Source organism: Bacillus sp. FSL R7-0166, from assembly GCF_038008935.1.
GTDB lineage: Bacteria > Bacillota > Bacilli > Bacillales > Bacillaceae > Bacillus > Bacillus altitudinis.
The window spans coordinates 336,227-360,214 of sequence record NZ_JBBPAC010000001.1 but is presented as its reverse complement, the minus strand read 5'-3'; the positions used below and the strand labels follow the sequence as shown (position 1 = coordinate 360,214).

The 23,988-nt window shown below is 42.6% G+C and carries 23 protein-coding genes and 2 pseudogenes; 10 read left to right on the top strand and 15 right to left on the bottom strand.

Annotated elements, in window-relative coordinates:
- The first annotated feature begins 223 nt into the window (after positions 1-223).
- From NST01_RS01940 to comJ, 3 genes are all read left to right on the top strand, one after another.
- Positions 224-652, top strand: a complete 429-nt coding sequence (locus NST01_RS01940) for a NucA/NucB deoxyribonuclease domain-containing protein (protein WP_007498233.1) — start codon at positions 224-226, stop codon at positions 650-652.
- A gap of 126 nt (positions 653-778) precedes the next feature.
- Positions 779-2,476 (top strand): methyl-accepting chemotaxis protein, encoded by a 1,698-nt coding sequence (locus NST01_RS01935; RefSeq protein WP_035390503.1) that lies wholly within the window; start codon positions 779-781, stop codon positions 2,474-2,476.
- 137 nt (positions 2,477-2,613) lie between these two features.
- Positions 2,614-3,000, top strand: coding sequence for a competence protein ComJ (gene comJ, locus NST01_RS01930; protein ID WP_017366590.1), 387 nt, complete (start codon positions 2,614-2,616; stop codon positions 2,998-3,000).
- A gap of 1 nt (position 3,001) precedes the next feature.
- Here the strand turns inward: comJ and NST01_RS01925 are convergent, their stop codons facing one another.
- Together NST01_RS01925 and NST01_RS01920 are read right to left on the bottom strand one after the other, a co-directional pair.
- Positions 3,002-3,808, bottom strand: coding sequence for an aminoglycoside N(3)-acetyltransferase (locus tag NST01_RS01925; RefSeq protein WP_025206721.1), 807 nt, complete (start codon positions 3,806-3,808; stop codon positions 3,002-3,004).
- Between the two features lie 24 nt (positions 3,809-3,832).
- Positions 3,833-4,252: an Lrp/AsnC family transcriptional regulator gene (locus NST01_RS01920; RefSeq protein ID WP_008347846.1), complete on the bottom strand. Its 420-nt coding sequence runs from the start codon at positions 4,250-4,252 to the stop codon at positions 3,833-3,835.
- Positions 4,253-4,367: 115 nt separating this feature from the next.
- Here NST01_RS01920 and NST01_RS01915 point away from each other — a divergent pair, with 115 nt between their 5' ends.
- Positions 4,368-5,132 carry an MBL fold metallo-hydrolase gene (locus NST01_RS01915; protein WP_008347848.1) on the top strand — a complete coding sequence of 255 codons (765 nt, stop codon included), beginning with the start codon at positions 4,368-4,370 and terminating at the stop codon, positions 5,130-5,132.
- A gap of 46 nt (positions 5,133-5,178) precedes the next feature.
- Here NST01_RS01915 and NST01_RS01910 read toward each other — a convergent pair whose 3' ends face one another.
- Complete coding sequence (locus NST01_RS01910; RefSeq protein ID WP_008347851.1) at positions 5,179-5,508, bottom strand: YckD family protein; 330 nt, start codon at positions 5,506-5,508, stop codon at positions 5,179-5,181.
- Positions 5,509-5,746: 238 nt separating this feature from the next.
- Between NST01_RS01910 and NST01_RS01905 the strand changes: the two genes are divergently transcribed.
- Together NST01_RS01905 and NST01_RS01900 are read left to right on the top strand one after the other, a co-directional pair.
- Positions 5,747-6,562 carry a transporter substrate-binding domain-containing protein gene (locus NST01_RS01905; protein ID WP_370529221.1) on the top strand — a complete coding sequence of 272 codons (816 nt, stop codon included), beginning with the start codon at positions 5,747-5,749 and terminating at the stop codon, positions 6,560-6,562.
- A gap of 12 nt (positions 6,563-6,574) precedes the next feature.
- Positions 6,575-7,252: an amino acid ABC transporter permease gene (locus NST01_RS01900; RefSeq protein WP_008347854.1), complete on the top strand. Its 678-nt coding sequence runs from the start codon at positions 6,575-6,577 to the stop codon at positions 7,250-7,252.
- A 224-nt stretch (positions 7,253-7,476) separates the two neighbouring features.
- Here the strand turns inward: NST01_RS01900 and NST01_RS01895 are convergent, their stop codons facing one another.
- The 6 genes and pseudogenes from NST01_RS01895 to NST01_RS01870 all read right to left on the bottom strand — a co-directional run.
- A complete protein-coding gene (locus NST01_RS01895) occupies positions 7,477-8,775 on the bottom strand; it encodes an arsenic transporter (protein ID WP_008342056.1) in 1,299 nt (432 codons plus the stop codon).
- Positions 8,776-8,904: 129 nt separating this feature from the next.
- Complete coding sequence (locus tag NST01_RS01890; protein WP_008342058.1) at positions 8,905-10,137, bottom strand: PucR family transcriptional regulator; 1,233 nt, start codon at positions 10,135-10,137, stop codon at positions 8,905-8,907.
- A 125-nt stretch (positions 10,138-10,262) separates the two neighbouring features.
- A complete protein-coding gene (gene pruA / locus NST01_RS01885; RefSeq protein WP_008342059.1) occupies positions 10,263-11,810 on the bottom strand; it encodes an L-glutamate gamma-semialdehyde dehydrogenase in 1,548 nt (515 codons plus the stop codon).
- Between the two features lie 23 nt (positions 11,811-11,833).
- Positions 11,834-12,751 (bottom strand): proline dehydrogenase family protein, encoded by a 918-nt coding sequence (locus NST01_RS01880; protein WP_007498256.1) that lies wholly within the window; start codon positions 12,749-12,751, stop codon positions 11,834-11,836.
- A gap of 160 nt (positions 12,752-12,911) precedes the next feature.
- Positions 12,912-13,496 (bottom strand): annotated as a pseudogene (locus tag NST01_RS01875) (nucleotidyltransferase domain-containing protein); the annotation flags it as partial.
- Positions 13,497-13,505: 9 nt separating this feature from the next.
- A pseudogene (locus tag NST01_RS01870) lies at positions 13,506-13,946 on the bottom strand (nucleotidyltransferase domain-containing protein); the annotation flags it as partial.
- Positions 13,947-14,039: 93 nt separating this feature from the next.
- On the opposite strand from NST01_RS01870, the gene NST01_RS01865 reads away from it, so the two are divergent.
- Positions 14,040-14,354 (top strand): hypothetical protein, encoded by a 315-nt coding sequence (locus tag NST01_RS01865; protein WP_008342068.1) that lies wholly within the window; start codon positions 14,040-14,042, stop codon positions 14,352-14,354.
- Positions 14,355-14,425: 71 nt separating this feature from the next.
- Here the strand turns inward: NST01_RS01865 and NST01_RS01860 are convergent, their stop codons facing one another.
- Positions 14,426-15,388 carry an acetylxylan esterase gene (locus NST01_RS01860; protein ID WP_099496293.1) on the bottom strand — a complete coding sequence of 321 codons (963 nt, stop codon included), beginning with the start codon at positions 15,386-15,388 and terminating at the stop codon, positions 14,426-14,428.
- Between the two features lie 210 nt (positions 15,389-15,598).
- Between NST01_RS01860 and NST01_RS01855 the strand changes: the two genes are divergently transcribed.
- Positions 15,599-16,384, top strand: coding sequence for a carbon-nitrogen family hydrolase (locus tag NST01_RS01855; protein ID WP_341041388.1), 786 nt, complete (start codon positions 15,599-15,601; stop codon positions 16,382-16,384).
- Between the two features lie 197 nt (positions 16,385-16,581).
- On the opposite strand, the gene NST01_RS01850 is transcribed toward NST01_RS01855, so the two are convergent.
- Positions 16,582-17,487 carry a LysR family transcriptional regulator gene (locus tag NST01_RS01850; RefSeq protein ID WP_129548440.1) on the bottom strand — a complete coding sequence of 302 codons (906 nt, stop codon included), beginning with the start codon at positions 17,485-17,487 and terminating at the stop codon, positions 16,582-16,584.
- A gap of 117 nt (positions 17,488-17,604) precedes the next feature.
- On the opposite strand from NST01_RS01850, the gene NST01_RS01845 reads away from it, so the two are divergent.
- Positions 17,605-18,378: a class I SAM-dependent methyltransferase gene (locus NST01_RS01845; protein ID WP_017366580.1), complete on the top strand. Its 774-nt coding sequence runs from the start codon at positions 17,605-17,607 to the stop codon at positions 18,376-18,378.
- 39 nt (positions 18,379-18,417) lie between these two features.
- Here NST01_RS01845 and NST01_RS01840 read toward each other — a convergent pair whose 3' ends face one another.
- Both NST01_RS01840 and NST01_RS01835 read right to left on the bottom strand, forming a co-directional pair.
- Positions 18,418-18,975 (bottom strand): shikimate kinase, encoded by a 558-nt coding sequence (locus tag NST01_RS01840; protein ID WP_007498270.1) that lies wholly within the window; start codon positions 18,973-18,975, stop codon positions 18,418-18,420.
- Positions 18,976-19,060: 85 nt separating this feature from the next.
- On the bottom strand, positions 19,061-19,834 hold the full coding sequence (locus NST01_RS01835) for an IclR family transcriptional regulator (RefSeq protein WP_017366579.1): 774 nt from the start codon (positions 19,832-19,834) through the stop codon (positions 19,061-19,063).
- Between the two features lie 143 nt (positions 19,835-19,977).
- Between NST01_RS01835 and NST01_RS01830 the strand changes: the two genes are divergently transcribed.
- Positions 19,978-21,339 carry a hypothetical protein gene (locus NST01_RS01830; RefSeq protein ID WP_341041387.1) on the top strand — a complete coding sequence of 454 codons (1,362 nt, stop codon included), beginning with the start codon at positions 19,978-19,980 and terminating at the stop codon, positions 21,337-21,339.
- Positions 21,340-21,379: 40 nt separating this feature from the next.
- Here NST01_RS01830 and NST01_RS01825 read toward each other — a convergent pair whose 3' ends face one another.
- Both NST01_RS01825 and NST01_RS01820 read right to left on the bottom strand, forming a co-directional pair.
- Entirely contained in the window at positions 21,380-22,690 is a 1,311-nt protein-coding gene (locus NST01_RS01825) for an MFS transporter (RefSeq protein WP_341041385.1), read from the bottom strand.
- A 45-nt stretch (positions 22,691-22,735) separates the two neighbouring features.
- Complete coding sequence (locus NST01_RS01820; protein WP_017358567.1) at positions 22,736-23,938, bottom strand: CaiB/BaiF CoA transferase family protein; 1,203 nt, start codon at positions 23,936-23,938, stop codon at positions 22,736-22,738.
- Between the last annotated feature and the right edge of the window lie 50 nt (positions 23,939-23,988).

Here is a 23,988-nt window from a genome sequence, read left to right as displayed (position 1 = left end):
AGCCTAAAAACCAATCATAAAGCCATTTTGCATCAGCATATATGTTTTTTGAGCAGCAAAATTAAATTTTTATGAGTTTGTACAACGAGGAAAAGAGCATAAACAGGTAAAAAACGTTTTTCGAACTTTAAAAGACGTTTTTTCAAAACGAGGAGAAATTGGTAAGTAATTCTGCTATACTTCTGTTTACAAAATACGCTAAAGAGAAAGAGAGCTAGCATCTATGAAACTTCTTAAAACCATTCTATTGCTTTTATTGATTGTCATTGGTATAGCGACAGGCTATGTCCAACTAGGGCAACATAAACAAGAGACGACAAACTCTTCTTATGACAAAACCATTCACTTTCCATCAGATCGATATCCAGAAACCGCGAAGCACATAGAAGAAGCTATTGACGAAGGTCATTCTTCCATTTGCACCATTGATCGAAAAAATAGTGATGAGCAAAGAGACAAATCACTTCATGGCATTCCAACAAAGCGTGGTTATGATCGTGATGAATGGCCAATGGCGATGTGTAAAGAAGGTGGAGCAGGGGCTTCTGTCAAATATGTACGTCCTTCGGATAATAGGGGGGCAGGCTCTTGGGTAAGTCATCAATTATCAGATGATCCTGATGGCACAAGAATCCAATTTATTATCGAGTAGCACTAACTTTCCTTTTTTCATAACAAAAATTTCTGTGTAAGTGCATTCACGTATATCAAACATTTTTTTCATGCCGATAATCTTTAAGGAGGGTTACCCTACCTTATACCTAAAGGAGTAAAAAGCATGAAGAAAAAAGGAAAACTGAGGCTTGGCGCCAAAATAATGCTGATCTTTTTAAGTGTCCTCATCGTATTTTCAGCAGTGGTTGGTTATGTAGTGAACCGCGAAATGACAGAGAACATTAAGCAAATGGCCACCGAAAAAGCAAAAGGCGATCTAAAGCTAGGATACGCTTACCTAACTGAAAAGGTTGCTGGCTCGTGGCAGATAAAAGATGGCAAGCTTTACAAAGGAAATACTCAAATCAATAACCATGACACATTGGTTGATCAATTGGCCGAATATACTGGTGATACAATCACGATTTTCCAAGGAAATACCCGTGTTGCCACAAATGTCATGTTAAATGGGAAACGAGCTGTAGGAACCGAAGTCTCACCTGAAGTAAAGGCCGCTGTTTTGGATAAAGGCGAGAATTATTACGGAACAGCCAATGTTGCGGGGAAAGACTACCAAACGGCTTATATGCCCATCAAAAATGATACAGGGGAAACGATTGGTATTTTCTATACCGGTGCAAATCAAAGCATGATTTCACAAATGCTTCAGTCTTTCTTTATTCAATTTGTCACGGTTCTACTGTTAAGTTTAATTGTTTCTGTTATCATTATTTCTATTTTCACAAAGCGGATTCAGACACGTCTCAAACATATGGCATCTGCTATTAAGAGTGCAGGCGAAGGAAATTTAACCATCAACGTGACAGATCACACAGGCGATGAACTTTCTGAGCTGGCAGGTCACTTTAATAAGATGCGTGAGAAATTAAATCAAACCATTTTAAATGTGATCAAAACATCTGAATTAGTAGCCACCTCTTCTGAGGAGCTGTCAGCTAGCGCAGAAGAAACGAGTGCAGCATCAGAAAAAATTACCCATACCATTCAAGAAGTCGCTCAATCGTCTGAACAGCAATCAGCCCAAATGACAGCTAGTGAGCACACGATGAGACAAGTATCTAACGAGCTAGTAAACATCACTGAAAATGCGGGACAAATGGCAACAAGAAGCCAATCCGCACAAGAAATGGCCCAAAAAGGTGTACAAAATATCGGTGAAGTCAATTCACAAATGACATCTATTGCAAAATCAATTGAAGAGAACGGTACAGCAATTCAAGCGCTAGAAACACGTTCAGCCGAGATTGATCAAATTTCCAAAGTGATTACAGATATCGCTAACCAAACTAATCTACTTGCTCTTAATGCGGCCATTGAGGCAGCACGCGCAGGTGAACATGGAAAAGGTTTTGCCGTTGTGGCAGACGAAGTGAGGAAGCTCGCAGAAGAATCGCAAACATCATCCAACATGATTTCACATCTCATTTCCGAAATACAAAAAGAGATGAATCATTCGACGAGTGCCATTAAACGAGTACGAGAGGAAGCGACTCAAGGGGCTGTTCTTATTTCTCATACAGAGGAATCATTTATTGACATTCAGCAGTCAATGAAGGAAATGGCAGATGGCATTAAACATTTATCAGATGCATCCCAAAAAATCGCAGCTTATACAAATGATGCGAAGCAAACCTTTGCCTCTATCACAGAAGGCGTTAAACTGACGAGTGAACATTCACAACAAGTAGCAGGTTTAACAGAAGAACAATTCGCAGCAATGGAAGAAGTAACAGCTTCATCAGAGGCTCTCGCCCATTTAGCAGGAGACCTAAAAGAAATGGTTTCGCAATTTCACATCTAGATCCCTCATACAGTAGCGCAAGACGGCGACAATCGTCTTGCTGCCTAACATTCTCTTCAATTATCTTACTTTCAAACATTCACTTTTCAACATGATTCCAAGCTGGACAAATTTTATGAATAAAGGAGTTATCTATTATGAATGATTTAAATCAAACGTATCCCCTATCTATCTCCTATCACCAAATCACCGTATACACTGGAAGCACGACGCCACCTGTGATTGATTGGACAGATGACGATATTCTTCAAGGATTCGCAACTGGGGATCGAGGTATTTCTTTTGAAGGCATCAATAACGGAAAAGCTTCTATTATCGTGACATTAAACAGCCATGAGCCTCCATCATCCGTTAATAGAGTCATCACAGTGCCATTTACTCATTCAAGTGATCATGTTTATCTGACAAGCGTCATGGCACAGGTACTGTCTTTCTCCATTCCAAAAGGAGACTATCAGCTCACCTGCTATATATCTGAGCACCCTGATCAAGATCTCTATTATTTTGATTTTCAGACTGCTTAGATCACGCCTGGTCGTACTGCTCAAGCCATTTTTCTGCAAAATCGACTGATTCTCTCATCGGCAATAAATACGAATTGGCTAGCCCGATTTGACTGTGGTTATAACTACATTCTGATTGTAAAAAATCACGACCAATCTGTTCAAATAGTTCTTCTCTTGTGATGATATCTTGATACTCTTTCCACACCCTCCAACCATTCTCTAAAATGGGGGCCCCTCGTGTCATGAGGTCTTGCTGTGAGATTCGATATTCAGCTAAGTGAAAAGCTGTAACACTCTCGAATGACGTGCCAATTAGCAGCACTTTTGCATCAAGATCGTACATACGTCCAAGAGGTGAATTTTCTCCTAAACCATAAGGAAGCGCATGGTGGTTCAACACTTCATGTTTCCTTTTCCCCCAGGCGGTGAATGAGAAATGAGGATGATTGCTTCTTTCTACGCCTGGGTATTTCCAAAAGGTCTCCGCTACCTTTCCCATTGCTGTTGGAGCTGTGTAAGCCGGATCAAATGCAGGCATCGTGTCTTTGATCGGTTTCCACCAAGAATAAGGAACAGGCGGATTGATCCAATCAGCAGGATCAGACAGCTCTAATGTTTGTGCCGGCATAATCAGTGTTCCTTCATCTGTTAAAATATCCATCATAGCTTGTATAACGGCTATAGCTCCTCCATTCACCCAGCCAATAGATGACAAGGATGAGTGGACACATAAGATCATGCCCTTCCTTACACCAAGTTGAACCAAATCCGCTTTGATTCTTTCCTTTGTGATCGGTTCAGCCTGATGTTCAATTAATCTTTTCATCGGTTATTTCCTCCTGCGCCTCATCTATTCTTGATGAGTGAGACGTTTCACAGCGATAGACAACTTATAATTTGCATGCTTTGTTAGCTCCGTTAAAAATTGATCAAGCTCATCATGACTGGAGAAATGTCCTTCAGCCATATAACAGCCCTCTCCACTTATTTTAAACAGGTTTTTGATTTCTTCCTTTTGATGGAGAAACGATAAAAGCGGTTCATGATCATAACTTCGGGTAAAGAGCTGCAAAAATGTTTGGATGTTCTGCTGTGTCCGCCAGTTAATTGAAATGGTATAGGCTTCAATAATCCCCTCTTCCTCAAGCTTTAAAACTCTATTTTTAGCAGCTTGACCGGTTAAATGGACTTTTTCACCAAGTGCTTTCATCGTCAATCGGCTATTCTTTGAGAGTTCTTTTAATATATCCATATCTGTTTTGTCTAGCATTAGCTCACCTCTTTCAAAAATCAAGTCTTTCCGCTGAAAGACTTTCATGATCCTCTGTCACATGAGGCTCTTTTAATATACTGTAAACTTAATGAGAAAAAAAGGAGGCCTTCTAATGAAAATAACACTCATTCGTAATGCTACTTTATACCTTCAATATGGTTCGTCAACATTTTTAATCGATCCCTTTTTAGCAGCAAAAGGAACCTATCCACCATTCCCGCATACTGCCAATCAACATGCAAACAATCCAATTGTGGATCTGCCTGCAAACATTGATTTGGACAAGATATTACAGCCGGATGCTGTCCTGCTTACTCATTTACATGTAGATCACTTTGACGACGAGGCAAAAAAGAGATTAGCTCAAACTTTGCCGATCTATACTCAATCAGAGAAAGATCGCACGGAAGTAAAAGAAGCTGGATTTCAGCATGTTACATGCATTGAAGATGAAATGGATGTTTGCGGTGTTCATATCAAACGAACTGGCGGGCAGCACGGGACAGGAGAAACCGCTAAACGGATGGGACAAGTGAGTGGTTTTGTTTTCTCTCATCCTGATGAGCCTACTCTTTATATTGCAGGAGATACCATTTGGTGTGATGAGCCGAAAGAGGTTGTGAATACATGCCAGCCAGATATTATTGTGGTCAATAGTGGGGCTGCCCAATTTTTAGAGGGAGATCCCATTACGATGACAAAGGAAGAGATTGTAGACATTCACCATACTCAACCACAAGCTCAAATCATCGCCTGTCACCTTGAAGCCGTGAATCATTGTTTATTAACAAGAGCGGCATTAACATCTTACATTCAAGAGAATCATGCAGATCAGGCCATTTTTGTCCCTCAAGATGGTGAGACGCTGACCTTTTAACACTTAAACAATAAAAACCGGCACCTTGCTGCCGGTTTTCTTGAACTTATGGTCGATGGTGCTGTGGTTTTTTTAGTAATGGAACAAACCCGTTATTTTTTAAGTGATTGTAATGTTCATCCATTCGTTTTGTGATGTGCGTGCCTTGTTCCTTCGTTAACACACCATACTGAACGTATTTTTCGATCACTTCTTTTCGTTTAGACAAAATTTGCTGTTCAAGTATTTCAATTTGTTTTTGTTGCTCTGTCGTTAATTTTACTTGATGCGTGACGGGGCGCTTTTCCATTTGGGGTGTTTCTCCATGAGCCGTATTCACTTGAAAACCAAATAATATCACCATCGTTAGTATGATCAAACCACTTGTTTTTTTCATCTCTGTCGTTCCCTCCTTTATTCGATTTTAATTTGCGCATCCTTTCCTTTTTTATACATTATTCACACCATCAAATTGCACATAATATTCTTACTTTTTCGCTTTTCATCTGAAAACGTTGTCCTAACTGAAAAAGCGTGCTATGTTTTGTTTTGTATAAAAAATAGAGGAGGATTCTTAAATGAGTCGTTTTTATCATAGAAAACCTATATGGGTGCTGCTTGTTGTGTCTGCTCTCATGCTTGTCATGTCTGCTTGCAATCAATCAGGCTCATCTCAGTCTGGAGAATCAAAGTGGGATCAGATTCAAAAGAAAGGGAAAATCGTGGTCGCTACTTCAGGCACCTTGTATCCTACGTCTTACCATGATACATCGAACGGCAAGGATCAATTGACTGGCTATGAAGTGGAAGTCGTCAAAGAAGCATTTAAGCGCCTTGACGTAAAAGTAGAATTTAAAGAAATGGGTTATGACGGTATGCTCAGTGCCATTAATTCAGGTCAGGTGGATGCCGCTGCAAACGATATCGACATCACAGATGACAGGAAAGATAAGTTCGCCTTTTCAACACCTTATAAATACTCCTATGGAACCGCTATCGTCAGAAAAGATGATCTGTCAGGTATTAAAACGCTAAAGGATTTAAAAGGAAAGAAAGCAGCAGGTGCTGCAACGACCATTTATATGGATGTTGCCCGTAAGTATGGTGCAAAAGAAGTCATCTATGATAATGCCACAAACGAGCAATATTTAAAGGATGTTGCAAACGGCCGTACAGATGTCATTTTAAATGACTACTACTTGCAAACACTGGCGCTTGCTGCATTCCCTAAGCTAAATATTACGATCCATCCAGACTTAAAGTACATGCCGAATGAACAAGGGTTTGTGATGAAAAAAGACAATACAGAGCTTCAAAAAGAATTAAATCGTGTATTAAAAGAGATGAAAAAAGACGGAACCATGAAAAAGATTTCGGAGAAATTCTTTAATCATGCTGACGTCTCAAAGAAAATTGATGTTGATGTCGAAGATGTCGACATTTCTAAATAAGGGGCCGCAGCCGTGGGAGATATTCATTTAGAATATATCTTTAATCCTGCACTGGCAAAAGCGTCATTTCCATTTGTCATGAAAGGCATCTGGCTGACGCTGCTCATTTCTTTTGTGAGCATGTTTTTTGGTACGATTCTAGGCTTTTTTATTGCCCTTGCTCGAATGGCAAATACGTGGTTCCTTCGGCTGCCTGCACGACTGTATATTTCATTCATGCGTGGGGTTCCCATTCTGGTCATTTTGTTTATCCTTTATTTCGGATTCCCTTACATCGGCATTGAATTTACAGCTGTCACTGCTGCTATTATTGGATTCAGCTTCAATAGTGCTGCATACATTGCCGAAATTAACCGGGCGGCTCTCTCCTCTGTTCCAAGTGGTCAAGTGGAAGCCGCCAAATCACTTGGTCTCAGTTATTGGCAAACGATGCGCGGAGTCATCTTGCCTCAATCCGTGCGCATTGCACTGCCGCCCCTGACCAACGTCATGCTTGATTTAATCAAAGCTTCCTCACTAGCGGCAATGATTACTGTGCCCGAACTCTTCCAGCAAGCAAAAATTGTGGGTGGACGAGAATTCGATTATATGACCATGTATATTTTGGTTGCCTTGATTTACTGGGGCATATGCAGTGTGGTCTCATTGCTCCAAGACTTTTTGGAAAAACGCTATGCAAAATATCTATAACAACAAAAAGCAGATCCATGGGATCTGCTTAGATTGTTAACAAAGGGCTAAAATGAACTTGATTTTAGCCCTTTGTTTTCTTTTCAGCGTGATAGAAAACCTTTGCAGTCTAGGAAGGACGAGTACTGGCGCAGAGCGAATTTGATATTCGTGAGCACCAGCACGCAGGACTGACAAAGAATGCGAGGGTTTGCCTACGCGCTGAGATCCATTGGATCTGCTTTTTAATGTATCAGCCATAACCACACATACAACCCCAATAACGTGATGATCAGCGTCGGTATGGTTAGAATGATTCCAGCTTTCATGTATGCTCCCCAAGAAATATGCACACCTTTTTTCTTCAAGACATGAAGCCACAGCAATGTCGCCAATGAACCGATTGGGGTCATTTTCGGACCAAGGTTTGAGCCGATGACGTTGGCATAAATCAGTGCATCTCTCATCACACCTGCTGTATCTGTGTGACCGATGGCAATCGCATCAATTAAAACGGTTGGGAGGTTGTTCATGACAGAGGATAACACGGCTGCCAGAACCCCCATAAACATCGTTCCCGCAAGTAAACCGTGTGACGCCCCCTGTTCAATCCACGCTGCTAAAATTTCTGTCAGGCCGACATTTTTCAGCCCATACACCACGACATACATGCCGATAGAGAAAAACACAATCGACCACGGCGCTTCTTTGACGACTCGTTTTGTCGCTACTTGTGGACTCCGTTTCGCCAGCCATAAGAAAGCAATGGCAATGCCTCCTACAATGATTGACACCGGAATGCCTGCCAATTCGCCAGCAAAATATCCAACAAGCAAGCACCCTAACACATACCAAGATAACCGGAACATGCGCAGATCACGAATGGCCGAAGCTGGTTCCTTCGCCTGCGAAACATCGTACGTTTTCGGGATGAGTTTCCGATAAAACACATACAACACAAGCATACTAGCGCCAAGCGATACAAGGTTTGGAACGAACATGTTTGCTGTATATTCAAGAAAGCCAATATGAAAATAATCGGCTGATACGATATTGACCAAGTTACTAATGACAAATGGCAAAGACGTCGTATCTGCAATAAAGCCGCTTGCCATGACAAATGGCAGGATCATACGCTCATCCAGCTTCAGTGCTCTGACCACAGATAAAACGATCGGGGTTAAGATAAGTGCCGCTCCATCGTTGGCAAAAAAAGCTGCTACCACAGCGCCGAGCAATGTTAAATAAATAAACATGCGGACCCCGTTCCCTCTTGCGGCTTTTGCCATATGAAGTGCCGCCCATTCAAAAAAACCAATCTCATCTAAAATCAATGAAATGATGATAATTCCAATAAATGCAAAGGTGGCGTTCCAGACAATTTGGGTAACTTCCCATACATCGCCCAAATGAACGACCCCAAAAGCAAGCGCAAGAATCGCTCCCCCGCATGCTGACCATCCAATGGTTAAACGTCCTGGCTGCCAAATGACAAGGACGAGGGTCATGATGAAAATCAAAATGGCCAAGGTGACTGATCCCAAAGGTGGCCCTCCTTTCACTTTCCTTATAAAATCTTTATCTATCATACAACGAAATAAGGCAATTGTATGCCATTTTATCATCTCGCATAAAAATCCGCAGGTCAGCCTTTGCACCTGCGGAGTCCACGCCTATTGATCTTTTTTCATCAGCATCAATTCAATAAATAACTCACATCGCTGGCTAAAATGACTTAAATCGATAGACGTCATTTCAAAAATTTGTTTCATTCGATAGTTTAGTGTATTTTGATGAATAAACAACTGCTCTGCAGCTGGTTTTAGCTTGCAATTATTCAATAAGTAGACCTCTAAAGTTTTTAAAAATGATGTTTGGCTGTCACGGTCTTTTTCCTTTAGGCGCAACAAATCTGGATTGAAGTCGTTTTTCTTTTTTTGGTGACTGTAAATCGAGTCTAAGAACCGGAAGACCCCCAAATGCTCGTAATCGTATGGAATCAATTCCTGTCCGCCGACAATCTTCACTGCTTTCACGACTTCTATCGCTTCAAATCGACTTGTGCTCATTTTCATGACATCTCGATATTCTCTTCCCATCCCAATATATAAAGGAGATGGGTGTGTATGCGTTTTCGATTGAAGATGGGCGACGACATCCGCAGCGGTCGCTTTTGGTGAGTGGCGATCTGACAAACTGCCTAATATCACGACGATGTCTGCTTGCACAGAGTAGACATGATTGACCTTGTCTTCTAGCTGTAAATAGGTTCTAATCATATCCTTCACATCTTCTGCCGTCTCACTTTTGTTATCGGCGGCATGAACAACCATCACAGTAAAGACAGCTGGCAGTGGTATGCTTAAATTCTCAGCTTCCCATTTTAGCTCTTCTTCTGTATAAAAATGATCATCCATGACCTTTTTGAAGAACTCTTCAATCTTGCCTTCCTTTTTCTCCAACTGCTTCTTATTTTTATAAATGACTTTTCCAACCTGAAACGATGCCTCGTGTAAAAATTGCAGCTCCTCTTGAGAGAGAGAATCTTCAATGTCCTGCACCCAAATAAAGCCGACAACCTCTTGTTTGTGTTTGGCGCTCACAGCCACTCGTCGATTAAACCCGAGCTCCTCATGACCATTCACATAAAAAGGATTTGAATCTGTATATAGCTGCTCAATGACCCCTGTTTTTTTTAACCAATCCACCACAGCTCCCGGGCATTCCTTTGAGAAAATGGTTTGCTGATTGACTGGGTCGAACTGCTGGATGCTGTAAGAATTATAAGCAAGCAGCTGACATTCAGTACTTTCTAAAATGACTGGTTTTTTTAAATACCCACTAATAAATGCAATTAATTTATCGACATCAAAAAATGTATGAAGCTTTTCTAATATCTCTTCCATCCCGATTGCTCCCTGAATAAGTGATACATTTATCATACTTCTTTCCAGTCATATTTGTATAGAAACAAGTCGTAGACAGGTAAAAAAAGCATGAACTCGCCTGCACGAGTTCATGCTTTTCCATATTAAAACATTTCGCTAATCGTTTTGGCCTGCATGTGCAGAGCAAGATAATCTGGTCCGCCTGCTTTTGAATCAGTTCCTGACATTTTAAAGCCACCAAATGGGTGGTATCCCACAATCGCTCCCGTACAGTTACGGTTAAAGTAAAGGTTCCCGACATGGAACTCCTGCTTCGCACGGTTGATGTGATCACGATTATTTGTAATGACCGCACCGGTTAACCCGTATTCTGTGTTGTTGGCTACTTCAAGCGCCTCATCAAAGCTTGAGACTTTTGAGAAAGCTAGGACAGGTCCAAAGATTTCTTCTTGCATTAAACGAGATGTTGGCTCTAGATCTGCAAACACGGTTGGATGAATGAAGTACCCTTCTGAATCATCACTTGTTCCGCCAGTGACTAGACGGCCTTCTTGCTTGCCAATTTCGATATATTCCGTGATCTTGTCAAAGGAAGCTTGATCAATGACAGGTCCCATGTACACATCAGCTGATAACGGACTCGCTGTTGTTTTCGTTTCTGTGATTTCTTTCACTCGCTCAACGACTTGGTCATACAGCTTCTCGTGGACGACAGCACGAGATCCAGCTGAACATTTTTGACCTGAGAACCCGAAGGCTGATGTGAAAATGGCGTTAGCCGCTAATTCAACATCTGCATCCTCATCTACAACGACTGTATCTTTACCGCCCATTTCAGCAATGACACGCTTTAAATGCTGTTGTCCTGGCTGTACTTTTGCCGCACGTTCAAAAATACGTGTGCCCACTTCTCTTGATCCAGTGAATGTAATAAGGCTTGTTTTCGGATGATCTACTAAGTAATCTCCTACTTCTGCTCCGCTACCTGGCACGAAGTTGACAACACCTTTCGGAAGACCTGCTTGCTCCAGTTCTTCTACAAAGCGGGCTGCAATGACAGGCGTCGCACTTGCTGGTTTTAAAACAACTGTATTCCCTGTGACGATTGGTGCAACGGTTGTTCCTGCCATGATCGCAAACAAGAAGTTCCATGGTGGAATGACAAGCGTCACGCCAGTTGGTGTGTACACATATTGATTGCGTTCCCCTTCGCGGCTGTTCACCGGTTTGCCTTTCGCAAGCTCTAGCATTTGACGGGCATAATACTCTAGGAAGTCAATGGCTTCTGCTGTATCTGCATCCGCTTCATTCCAAGGCTTCCCTGCTTCTTTTACGAGAAGGGCTGAATACTCATGCTTTTTACGGCGAATGCTTGCCGCAGCGCGGAATAAGACGCCGGCTCTTTCTTCTGGAGACGTGTAGCGCCATGTTTCAAACGCTTTTGCCGCAGCTTGAATCGCTTGCTCTGCCTCTTCTTTCCCAGCTTTTGATACGGTACCCACGACTTCTTCCTTCTTCGCTGGATTGATCGAGACAATCTTGTCTGTTGTTTCGATTCTTTCTCCATTAATCACAAGCGGATAGGTTTGCCCAAGTGATTCTGTTACTTTGGCTAATGCTTGTTCAAACGCTTGGCGATTTTCTTCCTGGCTAAAATCCGTGAATGGTTCATGCTTGTAAGGTGTTGTCATCTTTGTCACGCTCCCGTTTCAAATTATTTTCTCGTCATCCCTTTTAAAGCAAATGCAATGTTTGCCGGTCGTTCTGCAAGACGTCTCATGTAGTAGCCATACCACTCTCGTCCATACGGGGTGTAGACCCTCATTTGATAGCCTTCCTTCACGAGTGCTTGCTGCGTTTCTGATCTCATGCCATACAGCATTTGAAATTCGAACTGATCTGTCTGTATATTGTGTTTTTTCACAATATGTTTCGTAAATTCGATCATTTGATCGTCATGTGTCGCAATGGCTGTATAGTTCCCTGAGAGTAACTGCTTTTCGATCAGCTTCTTGTAATTCTGATCGACGTCTTTTTTGTTTGGATACGCCACTTCGGCGGATTCCTTATAGGCACCCTTTACAAGTCTTAAAAATGGCTGCAACTCATTTAGGTCATCAAGATCTTGTTCTGTTCTGTACAAATACGCCTGCAAAACCGTACTGACATACTCATATTGAGATTTCATTTCTTTAAAAATGTCCAGCGTTTTTTGACAGCGCTGTTCATCCTCCATATCAATTGTCACCATAATACGGTGTTTCTCTGCCGTATCTAAAATGCTTTTCATATTGCGATACACGAGATCATCGTCAATATCTAAGCCAAGAGATGTCATTTTAAGTGATACGTGGGAATTGAGTCCCGCCTCTGCAATTCGCTGAATGGTTTGAATACACTCATTCGTCCGCTCATTTGCAATCTCTGCCTTTGTGACAAACTCACCAAGGTGATCAACCGTTACGGCCATACCTTGATCGTTTAATCGTTTGATGACAGGGATAGCGCTCTCAAAATCCTTCCCACCGATGATTTTCTTTGATGCAACAGCACTTCCCCAATTACGAGCAATATGGTTCAAGAGACTGCTCTTTGACAAAAACAAGAAGAAATTTCTTGTGACCGACTCCATAAAGGGCACCTCCCACTCTTTGTAAGCTATGTCTTTATTGTAAGGCTCATGAGCTGTCCGCTACAATATTTGAAGATGACAAAAATTCTGACTTTTTTTGTGGTTTTATCACAATAAGAGATAAAAAAGAGCCTACCGCTAACCGGCTGGCTCTCCCCTCCTACGCCCACACCTCATCAAGGGTAGACTGCAAAAGCTCATTTAATTCTTGCATCAGATTGTCTTTCGGCTGATTGTAGCTTTTCACCAATTCATCAAAACGCACCAGTTCTTGATCAATAAATGGATGGACATGAGCGAGACGGTTCTCTACATCCATTTCTTCTCCGTCCATTTTACGTTTGAGCAGTTCGTGAATTTCTGCTAACAGCGGGCCTTCCTCCACTAGCTCCTTGAGTAATTCATGAAAGTCCATTGGTGGAACTGTTCGGTAACGTTCAATCCACTGGCAGGCAAGCAGCGGACGAAGCACATAGAAATACTTCTTGATTCGCACCTGCTCCCCTCGTAAATGCCGGCTTTCATTCCGCTTCGCCATATTGAGGTAATGATACATCAAAGCCGCAGGGTAAAACGCTCGATCCTTTAATTCTCTTAGCTGCTTGGCTAGAGAGAAGGATTCAGCATAAATGATGTCAGAAGACAGCCATTCCATAATGGATGGATTCGATTTATTGAATAAGCGCAGTGCCTTTCTAAGCTCCCAGCCGCTGATATCAAGCATGTCATCAATCGGCCGTTCAATGACATCACGTCGCACCTGCTCCCCTCGTAAATGCCGGCTTTCATTCCGCTTCGCCATATTGAGGTAATGATACATCAAAGCCGCAGGGTAAAACGCTCGATCCTTTAATTCTCTTAGCTGCTTGGCTAGAGAGAAGGATTCAGCATAAATGATGTCAGAAGACAGCCATTCCATAATGGATGGATTCGATTTATTGAATAAGCGCAGTGCCTTTCTAAGCTCCCAGCCGCTGATATCAAGCATGTCATCAATCGGCCGTTCAATGACATCACGATGCTCTTCCATCGCCCAGTACCATTCTTTCCGGGGAACGTATAAAAAGCGAACATCATAATCACTGTCAGTTGAAGGAAATCCCCATGCCCTGCTGCCCGATTCAACGGCGAGACAAATCTTGACGTCATACGTTTCTTCGATGATTTTCAGCTCTTCCTTAATTCTTTCTCTCAAGTGTCCATCAACTCTTTCTATAGAATTCTGCATGACTTCTTCACCTTTTGGGAAAATACGAATAAGACATATATGAAAAAGGAGTTGGATCTGATGTCTATATCTCGCATTATGAAATGGATCACTGGGATTTTTGAAGCTTGCCTTGCTATCCCTGTGATCGGAGGTCTATTCGTTATCAGCAATGGCTATTCACCGCTCATGGTCATGCTTATTCTGCATATTATCACACTCGTCTTATCGAAGCGAGACCAGGGACCAATGATCGGAAGTATCATTGGAATTGTCACATCCTGCCTTGCATGGATTCCGATTCTCGGATTCATCCTTCACATCATCACAGCCCTTGCCCTGATCGTTACAGCATTAGTACCTGATGAAAAAACAAGACAGAACACCAGTTATTAAGCTGATCGCTCCAATAGCTGAAAAAAGACAAAGAGCTAAAATGAATGTCATTTTAGCTCTTTGTCATGCTCTTATGTTGATAGAAGCAAATGCTTTTGTAAAAAGGACAGCTTCTCTGTTTGAAAAGCAGGAATAAACTCGTGCCCAAAATATCGGTACACTTTCAGCTCTTTATCTGTTTCTAAATGATTGTATGCCGCAAACACGGTGGATGGCGGTGTCACTTGATCAATCAGACCGATCGCCATCAATGTTGGCTGTTTCACCCAGCCGGCTAAATTGATTAAATCAAAATAGCTTAATGTCTCAAATGCCTTTTCCTCCACTTTCGGATCACTGTTTCTTCGAAAGTATGAATTGATTTCTAAATAAGGCTGCTCCAAGGCTACATCAACCGCACGCTCAAAATTTGATAAGTAAGGATAGTCTGCCACAACGACTTTTGGAATATCTGAAAGGGCTGCGGCCGCAATCGCTAACGCACCCCCCTGACTTCCACCGATCACGCCGATACGGTGTTCATCTACTTCGGGGAAAGACTGAATGACTTCGAGTGCACGAACAGCATCTAGATAAACACCTCGATAATAGTACGTATCCTTCGACAAAATGCCTTTTGTCATCCACCCTAATGCATGCCCGCCTGGCGTCACTGATGTGTCTTCACTGCCACCTTGACCACGGACAAGCATTCCAAACGTCGCATAGCCATGCAGCGCCCAGTTGACGATGTCGTGAATGCCGCCGTCATAGCTGGCATTATAGCCATGAAAACGAACGAGCGCTGGATGCGGACCAGTTTGATCAGGCACAGCATAAAAGCCTTCAATTTTAGAATGTCCAAAGCTTTGATACGTCAGGCGGTACACCTTGACGCCTTTCACTGGATAGTCATAAGATTCAAGTGTTGGCTCTGCCTCCACTTGGTGCAGTTCTTCGAGCGATTTCTTCCAAAAGTCTGAGAAATCAGGACGTGCTGTTTTCTTTGGTTTATATTTTTTTAGCTCTTCTAGTGATAAATCGAACAATTGCATATCATACTATTCCCCTTTGTTTTATTAGTTATGAGTATCATACCACTCATTTCTTGATTGAGAAAGTCATTTAACAAAACCTTCTGACATTTCTATTGGCAAAGATAGCGGAAAGCTTTATGATAAAGAAACTGGCTTGAAGACTAGATGTTTCAGGCAATATCACCCGAACCATTCATTGCATGAAACGAATAAAGGAGGAAGACCGACATGAACATCGCCCTGATTCAAATGGACGTACAAATAGGAGAACCTGATGTAAACTTTCAGAAAGCAGAAGCGTTTTTAGAAGAGGCCATCCGCCAACAGCCTGATTTGATTATTCTACCTGAAATGTGGAATACCGGCTATGCGCTGGAACAAGCGGATGAGCTTGCCGATCCAGATGGCGAGCGAACAAAACAACTCTTCTCTTCCTTTGCCCGCAAGCACCAAGTGTATCTCATCGCAGGCAGTGTTTTAAATAAGAGGACAGAAGATGAAAACATCACCAATACAATGTATGTCTTTAACCGCCAAGGTGAGCTTTTGTTAGATTATGATAAAATTCATTTATTCCGCTTAATGGATGAACACAACTATTTAACCGCCGGTCATCAGCTTGGTTTATTTAACTATGATGAAGATGTCAAGATTGGCACCATGATCTGCTATGACCTCCGCTTCCCTCAGCTTTCTAGGACGCTCGTGAACAAAGGGGCGAAGGTGCTTATCAATACCGCTCAATGGCCGTCAGCAAGAGTGGACCATTGGCGCAGTCTGCTCATCGCAAGAGCCATTGAGAATCAGTCATTTGTGATTGCGGTGAACCGGACGGGCACAAGCAGAGACACTGAATTCCCTGGTCACTCCATGGTGATTGACCCGCTCGGACGCATTCTGCTTGAGACAAATGATGAAGAAGACATTTATTATGCAGACATTGATCTTCAGCTCGTAGATGAAGTGAGACAACAAATCCCCGTCATGACAGATCAGCGGCTGGATTTATATTAGAAAGCAGGGGCCCCCTGCTTTCAGCGTGTAGACAAACCCTCGCATTCGGTGTCAGTCCTGCGTGCCGGTGCTCACGAATGTCAAATTCGCTCCGCGTCGGTACTCGTCCTTCCTAGGGCTGCAAAGGTTTTCTATCACGCTGAAAAAAGGTAAAAGCAGGGGGATCCCCTGCTTTTTGCGTTTAATTAAACGTTTGTTTAAGCTTTTCCTTGATTCTGTTGAAGGTCCATGAAGGCTTGAGCGGCTTTCGTTAAATATCTTTCTTCCACATATGCAAACACAAGTGTGCGGGTTGGGCATGAATCAATGTGTAAATAAGTGACTGCTTTGCTTTCCTCTTGTGCCACCATTTTCGGCACCACTGTCACCCCTAGCTCATTTTCAACCAATGCCTGAGCTGTTTGAATATGACTCGTTTCAAATGCAATCCTCGGCCGAAAACCATGATGACGGCACAGTTCCGTGACCACTTGCCGAAAGCCATATCCCTCTTTCAGCATAATAAATGGGGCATCTTCCAGAAGACGAAACGGGACAGACCCTTCTTGATCCGCTTGATTGATGATTTCATTCAGTTCATCTGTCAACCACGGTTGAGCCGTTTGCGGAATGGCGAGAAGAAGCGGCTCGGTCAGCATTTGTTTTGTTTTCAATGATTCATGCTCGACAGGCAAAGAAAGAATCGCCAGATCCAGTTTCCCAGTGAGTAAACGTCTTTCTAGCTCACGAGGCGATTCTTCTATCAAATGAACGTGAACATGCGGATACGTTTGACAATAGGTTTTTAATAAACTTGGCAGGACATATCCCCCTGTAACAGCTGGCGCACCGATCATCAGTTCTTTCCCCACCTCATAAGCAGCTTCCCCCATCTCACGCAATAAATCATCTCGTTCCTTCAAAATGGTTTCTGCTCTTTTGATCAATCGGTTTCCCTGAGGTGTAGGAGTGACTTGTCCATACTTCCGAATAAACAGGGGAGTATCTAATTCTTCCTCAAGTTTTTTAATTTGCTGACTTAATGAGGGCTGTGCAATGTGAAGTTTTTCCGCTGCTTTTGTAAAGCTTTGCTGCCGGTACACTTCCATGACATATTCCATCATTCGTATATCCACTTCTCTCACCTCATAGGTTTTAACTATTCATATCATATCTTTTATGTCTTAGACAAATCACGGGAAGAACCCTACGATAAAGAAACAACAAAAGGGGGTAAAGAAATGAATCCATATTCGAAAGCCGAGAAACAATTCTCACAAAATGCAGAGAACTACCGAGATTCACCCATCTTTGCAGCTGGAAAAGAGCTTGAATGGATGAAAACGGCGGCGAAGCCAAAGGGCGATGAGCATCTACTTGATATCGGCTGCGCGGCAGGTCATACCATTTTTTCCTTTTCAGACGTCATCTCTAAAGGAATCGGGATTGATGTCACACACAAAATGATCGAGGTTGCTACAGCACTTGCAAAAGAGCGCCAGCTGAACCACATTACGTTTGAGCAGGCATCCGCAGACGCATTGCCCTTTTCTGATGCATCATTTGATCTCGTCACATGCCGATTTGCTGCTCATCACTTCCCACATCTCCCGGCAGCCATGTCTGAAATCAGCCGAGTCTTAAAGAAAGGCGGCAAATTTCTACTTGTCGATCATTATGCACCTGAAAACCAAGCACAGGATGACTTTATTAATCATTTAAATAGACTGAGAGATCCCTCCCATGTGCGAGAAAGCTCGTTATCAGAATGGAAAGAGCTTTTCGCTGACAACCATCTGACGAAAGAAGATATCCGTTACTGGGATCTGCATATTGATTATCAGGACTGGATCATACGAGGACGTACACCAGAGAATGTTCAAAAGGAAATCGTTGCCCACCTTCATGCTGCAGACGATGAAACGAAACAGCTGTTTCAACTGCAATTCGACGAACATCGTCAGCCAATATCCTTTTGCCTAAAAGCCGCACTGCTTCAAGGGATTAAACACTGATCCTATAGAAAAAAGTCTACCCTAAAGCGGTAGACTTTTTTATTTCGAATATAGATCCCAGCCAAGCTTGAGTGTGTCGACAATATAATTGGCGACTTCTTCAGCTTCTAGATGATCTGTTTCCACTCTTGAGTTATGAAGGGAATAAATTTCCCGGCGCTCTTCAAACAGCTCTTTCATCTCGTCAAGCGTGCGGTTATGAAGAACAGGACGGTTTTCAATTAAAATATCCAGCCGTTGTTTCCAATTCTCCCAAGATAGGTCAAGGAAAAGAACCGTACAATGCTTTAAGCAAGATCGTTTGATTTCTTCCTGTTTAAACGCACCGCCTCCAAGAGACACAATCTTTAGCTGAGTATGTTCACATAAATCGACGATATAGTCCTTTTCAGCCTGCCTGAAGAACGCTTCTCCTTTTTGCTGAAACATTTCTGGAATCGTCATGTTGTACTTTTTCTCAATCTCCTGATCAACATCAATAAAATCTCTATATAACTTTTTGGCAACCAGCTGCCCAATGGTTGTTTTCCCAACGCCCATAAAGCCAATGAGGACAATATTTCGCTGTCTCACAGGAATCTCTCTATTGTTTTTCATGTTCGTGACACGTCCTCCTTACGACAAGGAATGCTACATAATGTTTCTATTATATGATAAATGGGCTGAGAAAAGATAGGCATTCTTAAAAATTGTGTTTGACGACGTAACCGAGCTGTTCGGAGAGCTTCTCGGCATGCTCTTTCACTTTTTGCTGCAGCTGAGGGATGACATCTTCAGTAAATCGTTGGGTCGGTCCAGATATGGATAAACATGCCTGCACCTCCCCATGAATGTTAAAGATCGGTGCCGCCACTGCCGCCGATCCGACTTCCCGTTCATCAATACTGCAAGCGGTATGCGTTTCAAGAATATGACGACATTCTTTTTGCCATTCCTCCATCGTCATGTGATCAGCCTCAGATGCGAAAACTTGCTGTTGAAACTCTTCGCTTTGGAAAGCAAGTAGCACCTTTCCACCAGCACCAGCGTATAACGGCAGCTTCTCACCGATTTTCACAAGATGCCGAATCGATTGCAGCCCTTCGGCTTGTTCAATACATACCCTGCTTTTGTGATCGAGCACATATAGGTTGACGGTTTCCTTTGTTTCATCACGAAGTGTGTACATGAGCGGTTTTGCCAGTTCCCTCAATTTGATGGACTTCCCAGCAATATAACCGAGAAGATAAAGTCTTTGACCGAGCCGGTACTTCATTGTCTCTTGGTTCTTTTCCACAAAATGATTCATTTCAAGTGCCTTGAGCAGTCTCGTTGTGGTAGACATTGCTAAATTCATCTCTTTTGAAATGTCCGTTAGCGTCAGCTCTTGACGTTCTTCGCTAAAGCAAGAAAGAATATCCAAAGCGCGCTGAACGGTACGCAATCCTGATTCTTCTTTTGACTTCTTATCAGCCATGTTCACTTTCTCCTTTTCCCCTTTGATTTCTTATCGACATGATTGACCAATTTTGCTATAATCCATTTTAAATGTTCCATTAAAAGAAAACAAATTCCACTGTACGGAATAAAACCGATAGATGTTTTGATGGAGGAGATATCATGATCTACCTACTACTTTTCACACTTCTTATTAGCTTATACATCGTTCATCAACTATTCCCTGCTCCCATTCTCTCCTATTTGGTTGGTCTGCTGGCGGCTGCTTCGCTCACCATTTCCTTTAAGAAGGCCAATGGGCTTTATTTGAAAACGGGTGCTATGTTTCTCTTGATTGGATTGGTGTTATTTTTTTGGTCAGAACAGCCTTTGCATACGCTTTTTCTTCATTTTCATTCCATGCTAGGCTTGCTTTCTTTATTTTTCATGTTGCCATTTATTCATTCTCTCATACATGTTGGGCATTTCGATACTCAATTAAATAAACTGCTTACCTTACATACAACGAGTACAAATCAGCTTTATCGCAAGAGTTCATTTGTCACTCATGTTCTTGGCATGTTTTTAAATATCGCAACGATTCCCTTATTATATACATCCTTGAAACCGTCGCTGAACGCCCTTCAGGAACAAGTCAAACAGCACCTTTATACGCGCAATCTTTTAAGGTCATATGCGCTATGTCTTAGCTGGAGTCCTGTCGAAGTACTGGTGAGTGTCACCATTGATGCAACCAAATTGAAATATTATCAGATTGCACCCGTTACGTTTTGTTTAATGGTGCTTGTGCTGTTGACGGATTGGTTGCTGTTTTCTCGTCAAAGCAAACGATTGCCGCATATCATCCAGCCGGCGGAAGCTCACTCCAACCCTCATCGCATCAAGAGAAAAACCCTTCAGCTTGCTTTCATGCTGCTCAGTTTTATGACAGTCGTTTCGCTTGTTGACGCCTGGGTTGGGAAAGGTTATCTGTTCGCTGTTGTGCTGACGATTATTCCTTTCGCTCTATTATTCTCGTCTATCATCAAAAAACGAAAACAATATGTAGCCGTCTCTATTCCCCATTGGAAAGAACGGACCCGCCGGCTCTCCAATTATATGTGTCTATTTTTAAGCGCGGGCTTCTTTGTCGATATGCTGCTTGTCACAAACAGCCTGCAGCCGATTCAAGCATTTATCGTCAGTATATCAGATCATGCCATTTGGGTTTATGGGGTCATCGGGCTGTATTTTCTCATCACCGCTCTTTGCGGTTTTCACCCGCTCGTTTCGCTTGCTCTATTAGTGAGCTTGATGGCACCTGTCATTCATGAACTGCCTGCCCTTCCCATCGCAATCATGCTCATTATCGCTGGAACCTCAACGGTCATGTTTAGCCCATATAATGTATCTGTCTCCCTATTAGCCGATTTAATGAAGGTTAACCCTTACCGAATCACTCGATGGAATATCTGGTTTGCTGGTTTTTATATCAGCATGGGGATCGCATGTGCAACGATCATCACCGTCATCTTTTATTCATAGAAAAAGAGAACCCAATGAGTTCTCTTTTTCTTGCTCTCTATTATTTTAATTGAATCCGTTCAATCTTACCTACAATAAAGATATACGACAACGCTCCGCCTAATGCCACTAGGCTGACGAATAAAATACCGCCGTTGTAAGAGCCTGTCGCCGATACAATGAATCCGATGATCAGCGGGGTGATGATGCCGGATAAGTTAGCAAAAAAGTTGAATACGCCGCCAGCCAGACCGACCATTTCTCGTGGTGCTACCTCAGACAGCATGGTCCAGGAGATATTAGACAGTCCTTGTGCAAAGGAAGCGATGGATAAAATGGTCAGCACAAGCGGAATATTCGTTGTAAAATTCGCTAAAACAATGGTACTTGTCAGAAGCAAGCCGACCACAACCGGTAGCTTTCTCGCTATATTGACCGATACACCCTTTTTAAGCAGCCAGTCAGACACATATCCTCCAAACAGTACCCCAAAGAATGCAGCAATGTATGGCAGAGATGCCGCAAAACCCACTTTGAGAAAGGCCATATTTTTCGCCTCTGCTAAATAGGTCGGAAACCATGTTAAAAAGAAAAAGAGGGTAGACGCAACAGAAAATTGACCAATATAGAGTCCAATCAATTTACGATATTTCAAAAGTGCGGCAAAGTCTGCCCATTTCAGTTTCTCATGTGATGCCACTGTCAGCCCTTCGCCTTGACGGATCAATTCTAACTCATCTTCATTGATCTTCGGATGCTCTTTCGGTTCGTGATAATACTTGTACCAAAAGAAAGCAAATATAATACCGAGCGCACCAGCAGTGATAAAGACGGTTCTCCAATCGAAAGTTGTCATGATCCAAAAAAGAAGAGGTGTCGCAAATGCAAGCCCCACATACTCACCAGCGGTATAAACCCCTGTTGCAAATGCGCGTTCCCGCCTTGGAAACCATGTGGTCACAATGCGATTATTCGCAGGAAATGCGGGAGATTCTGTAATTCCGATAAACAAACGGCAGCCAAATAAGAAGGCAAAGCTGTTCGCAAACGCCTGTAAACCGGTGAAAATAGACCAAGTAATGAGTGATATTCCATACGTTACCTTTGATCCAAATTTATCAAGAATAAAGCCGCCAGGGATCTGCATGGCTGTATAGGTCCAGCTAAATGCTGAAAAGATGAGGCCTAATAAGGCAGGGTTTAATTGCAATGAAGACTGAATCGCAGGTGCAACAATGGATACACTGGCTCGATCAATATAGTTAATAGCGGTAATAAAAAACAACAGAATCAAGATGCCGAAACGAGCTTTTGTTGGTTTCGCATAAGCAGGCCGCAAGTCGTTCACCTTCAGTTCTGAATGCACTTTCATAACCATCCTCCTTTGTTTCCGCAGCGTGCGGATCGGTTGAGTGTCTTAAATGACCCCTTTTTCTTCTAACTGTTTACACTCTTCTTCTGTGAAGCCAAGCATTTTCGTTAAAATTTCATAATTATGTTCACCTAAATCAGGCGCAATATGGCGAATACGGCCGGGGGTTTTTTCAAACTTCGGAATGATCCCAGGCACTTTCACTTTTCCAAGACGCGGATGATGCACCTCGACAATATTTTCTCGTGCTTTAAATTGCGGATGCTCAAAGATATCCCGAATGCTTAGAATCGGACTCACAGGCACACCATGTGTATCTAGAATGTCTAGGACGTCATCTCTTGTTTTGGACGCAATCCACTGCGAGACGATCGCATCCATTTCATCGTTATGCTTCAGCCTGGCTGCATTCACAGAGAATTTCTCGTTCTCAAGTAAATCTAAGCGATTCATCGCCTCTGCCAATCGATTAAAGGTCGAATCTGTACTCGTCACAAGAACCAAATAATGCCCGTCCTTTGTCTCATAGGTGCCGGCAGGGCTTGAATGACCGCTTAACCCTGGTGAACGCTCACGCACCTTCCCTAGCTTGTCATATTCAGCAACCAAAAATTCTAACATGCGGAACACAGATTCATAGAGAGCCAAATCCACCATTTGCCCAGTTCCTTCTGAATGTGTGTCACGGTAATACATCGCTGTCACAGTGGCAAACGCCACATAAATTCCTGCGATATAATCCGTAAGGGAAAAGGAAGGGCTGACTGGATGCCGATCTGGAAACCCTTGAATATATGTAAAGCCGCTAAACGCCGTCGCAGGTGTACCAAATCCCGCCTTGTCCTTAAACGGACCGGTTTGCCCATAACCCGAAACACGAATCATAATTAAACGAGGGTTGATTTCTTTTAATACATCGTACCCAACGTCCCATTTTTCAAGTGTTCCTGGACGAAAATTTTCAATGATCACATCAACCTGCGCTGCAAGCTTTTTAAAAATGTCTTTTGCTTCTTCTTTGTGTAAATCGAGTGTAAGAGATTTCTTATTCCTTGAAAGCCCTGACCACCTCAAAGGTTCACCATCTGCAAAAGGACCAACATGCCGCAGTGTATCCCCTTTTCCAGGAATCTCGACTTTAATGACCTCTGCACCAAAATCCCCTAGAAGCACCGCGCCGTATGGTGCAGCAATCATCGTAGAAACATCTAATATTTTGATTCCTTCAAGCGGTGTATTCTTATTCATTGCTTGACTCCCTTTCATTCAATTGATAAAGGGCTAAAATGCTTTCTATT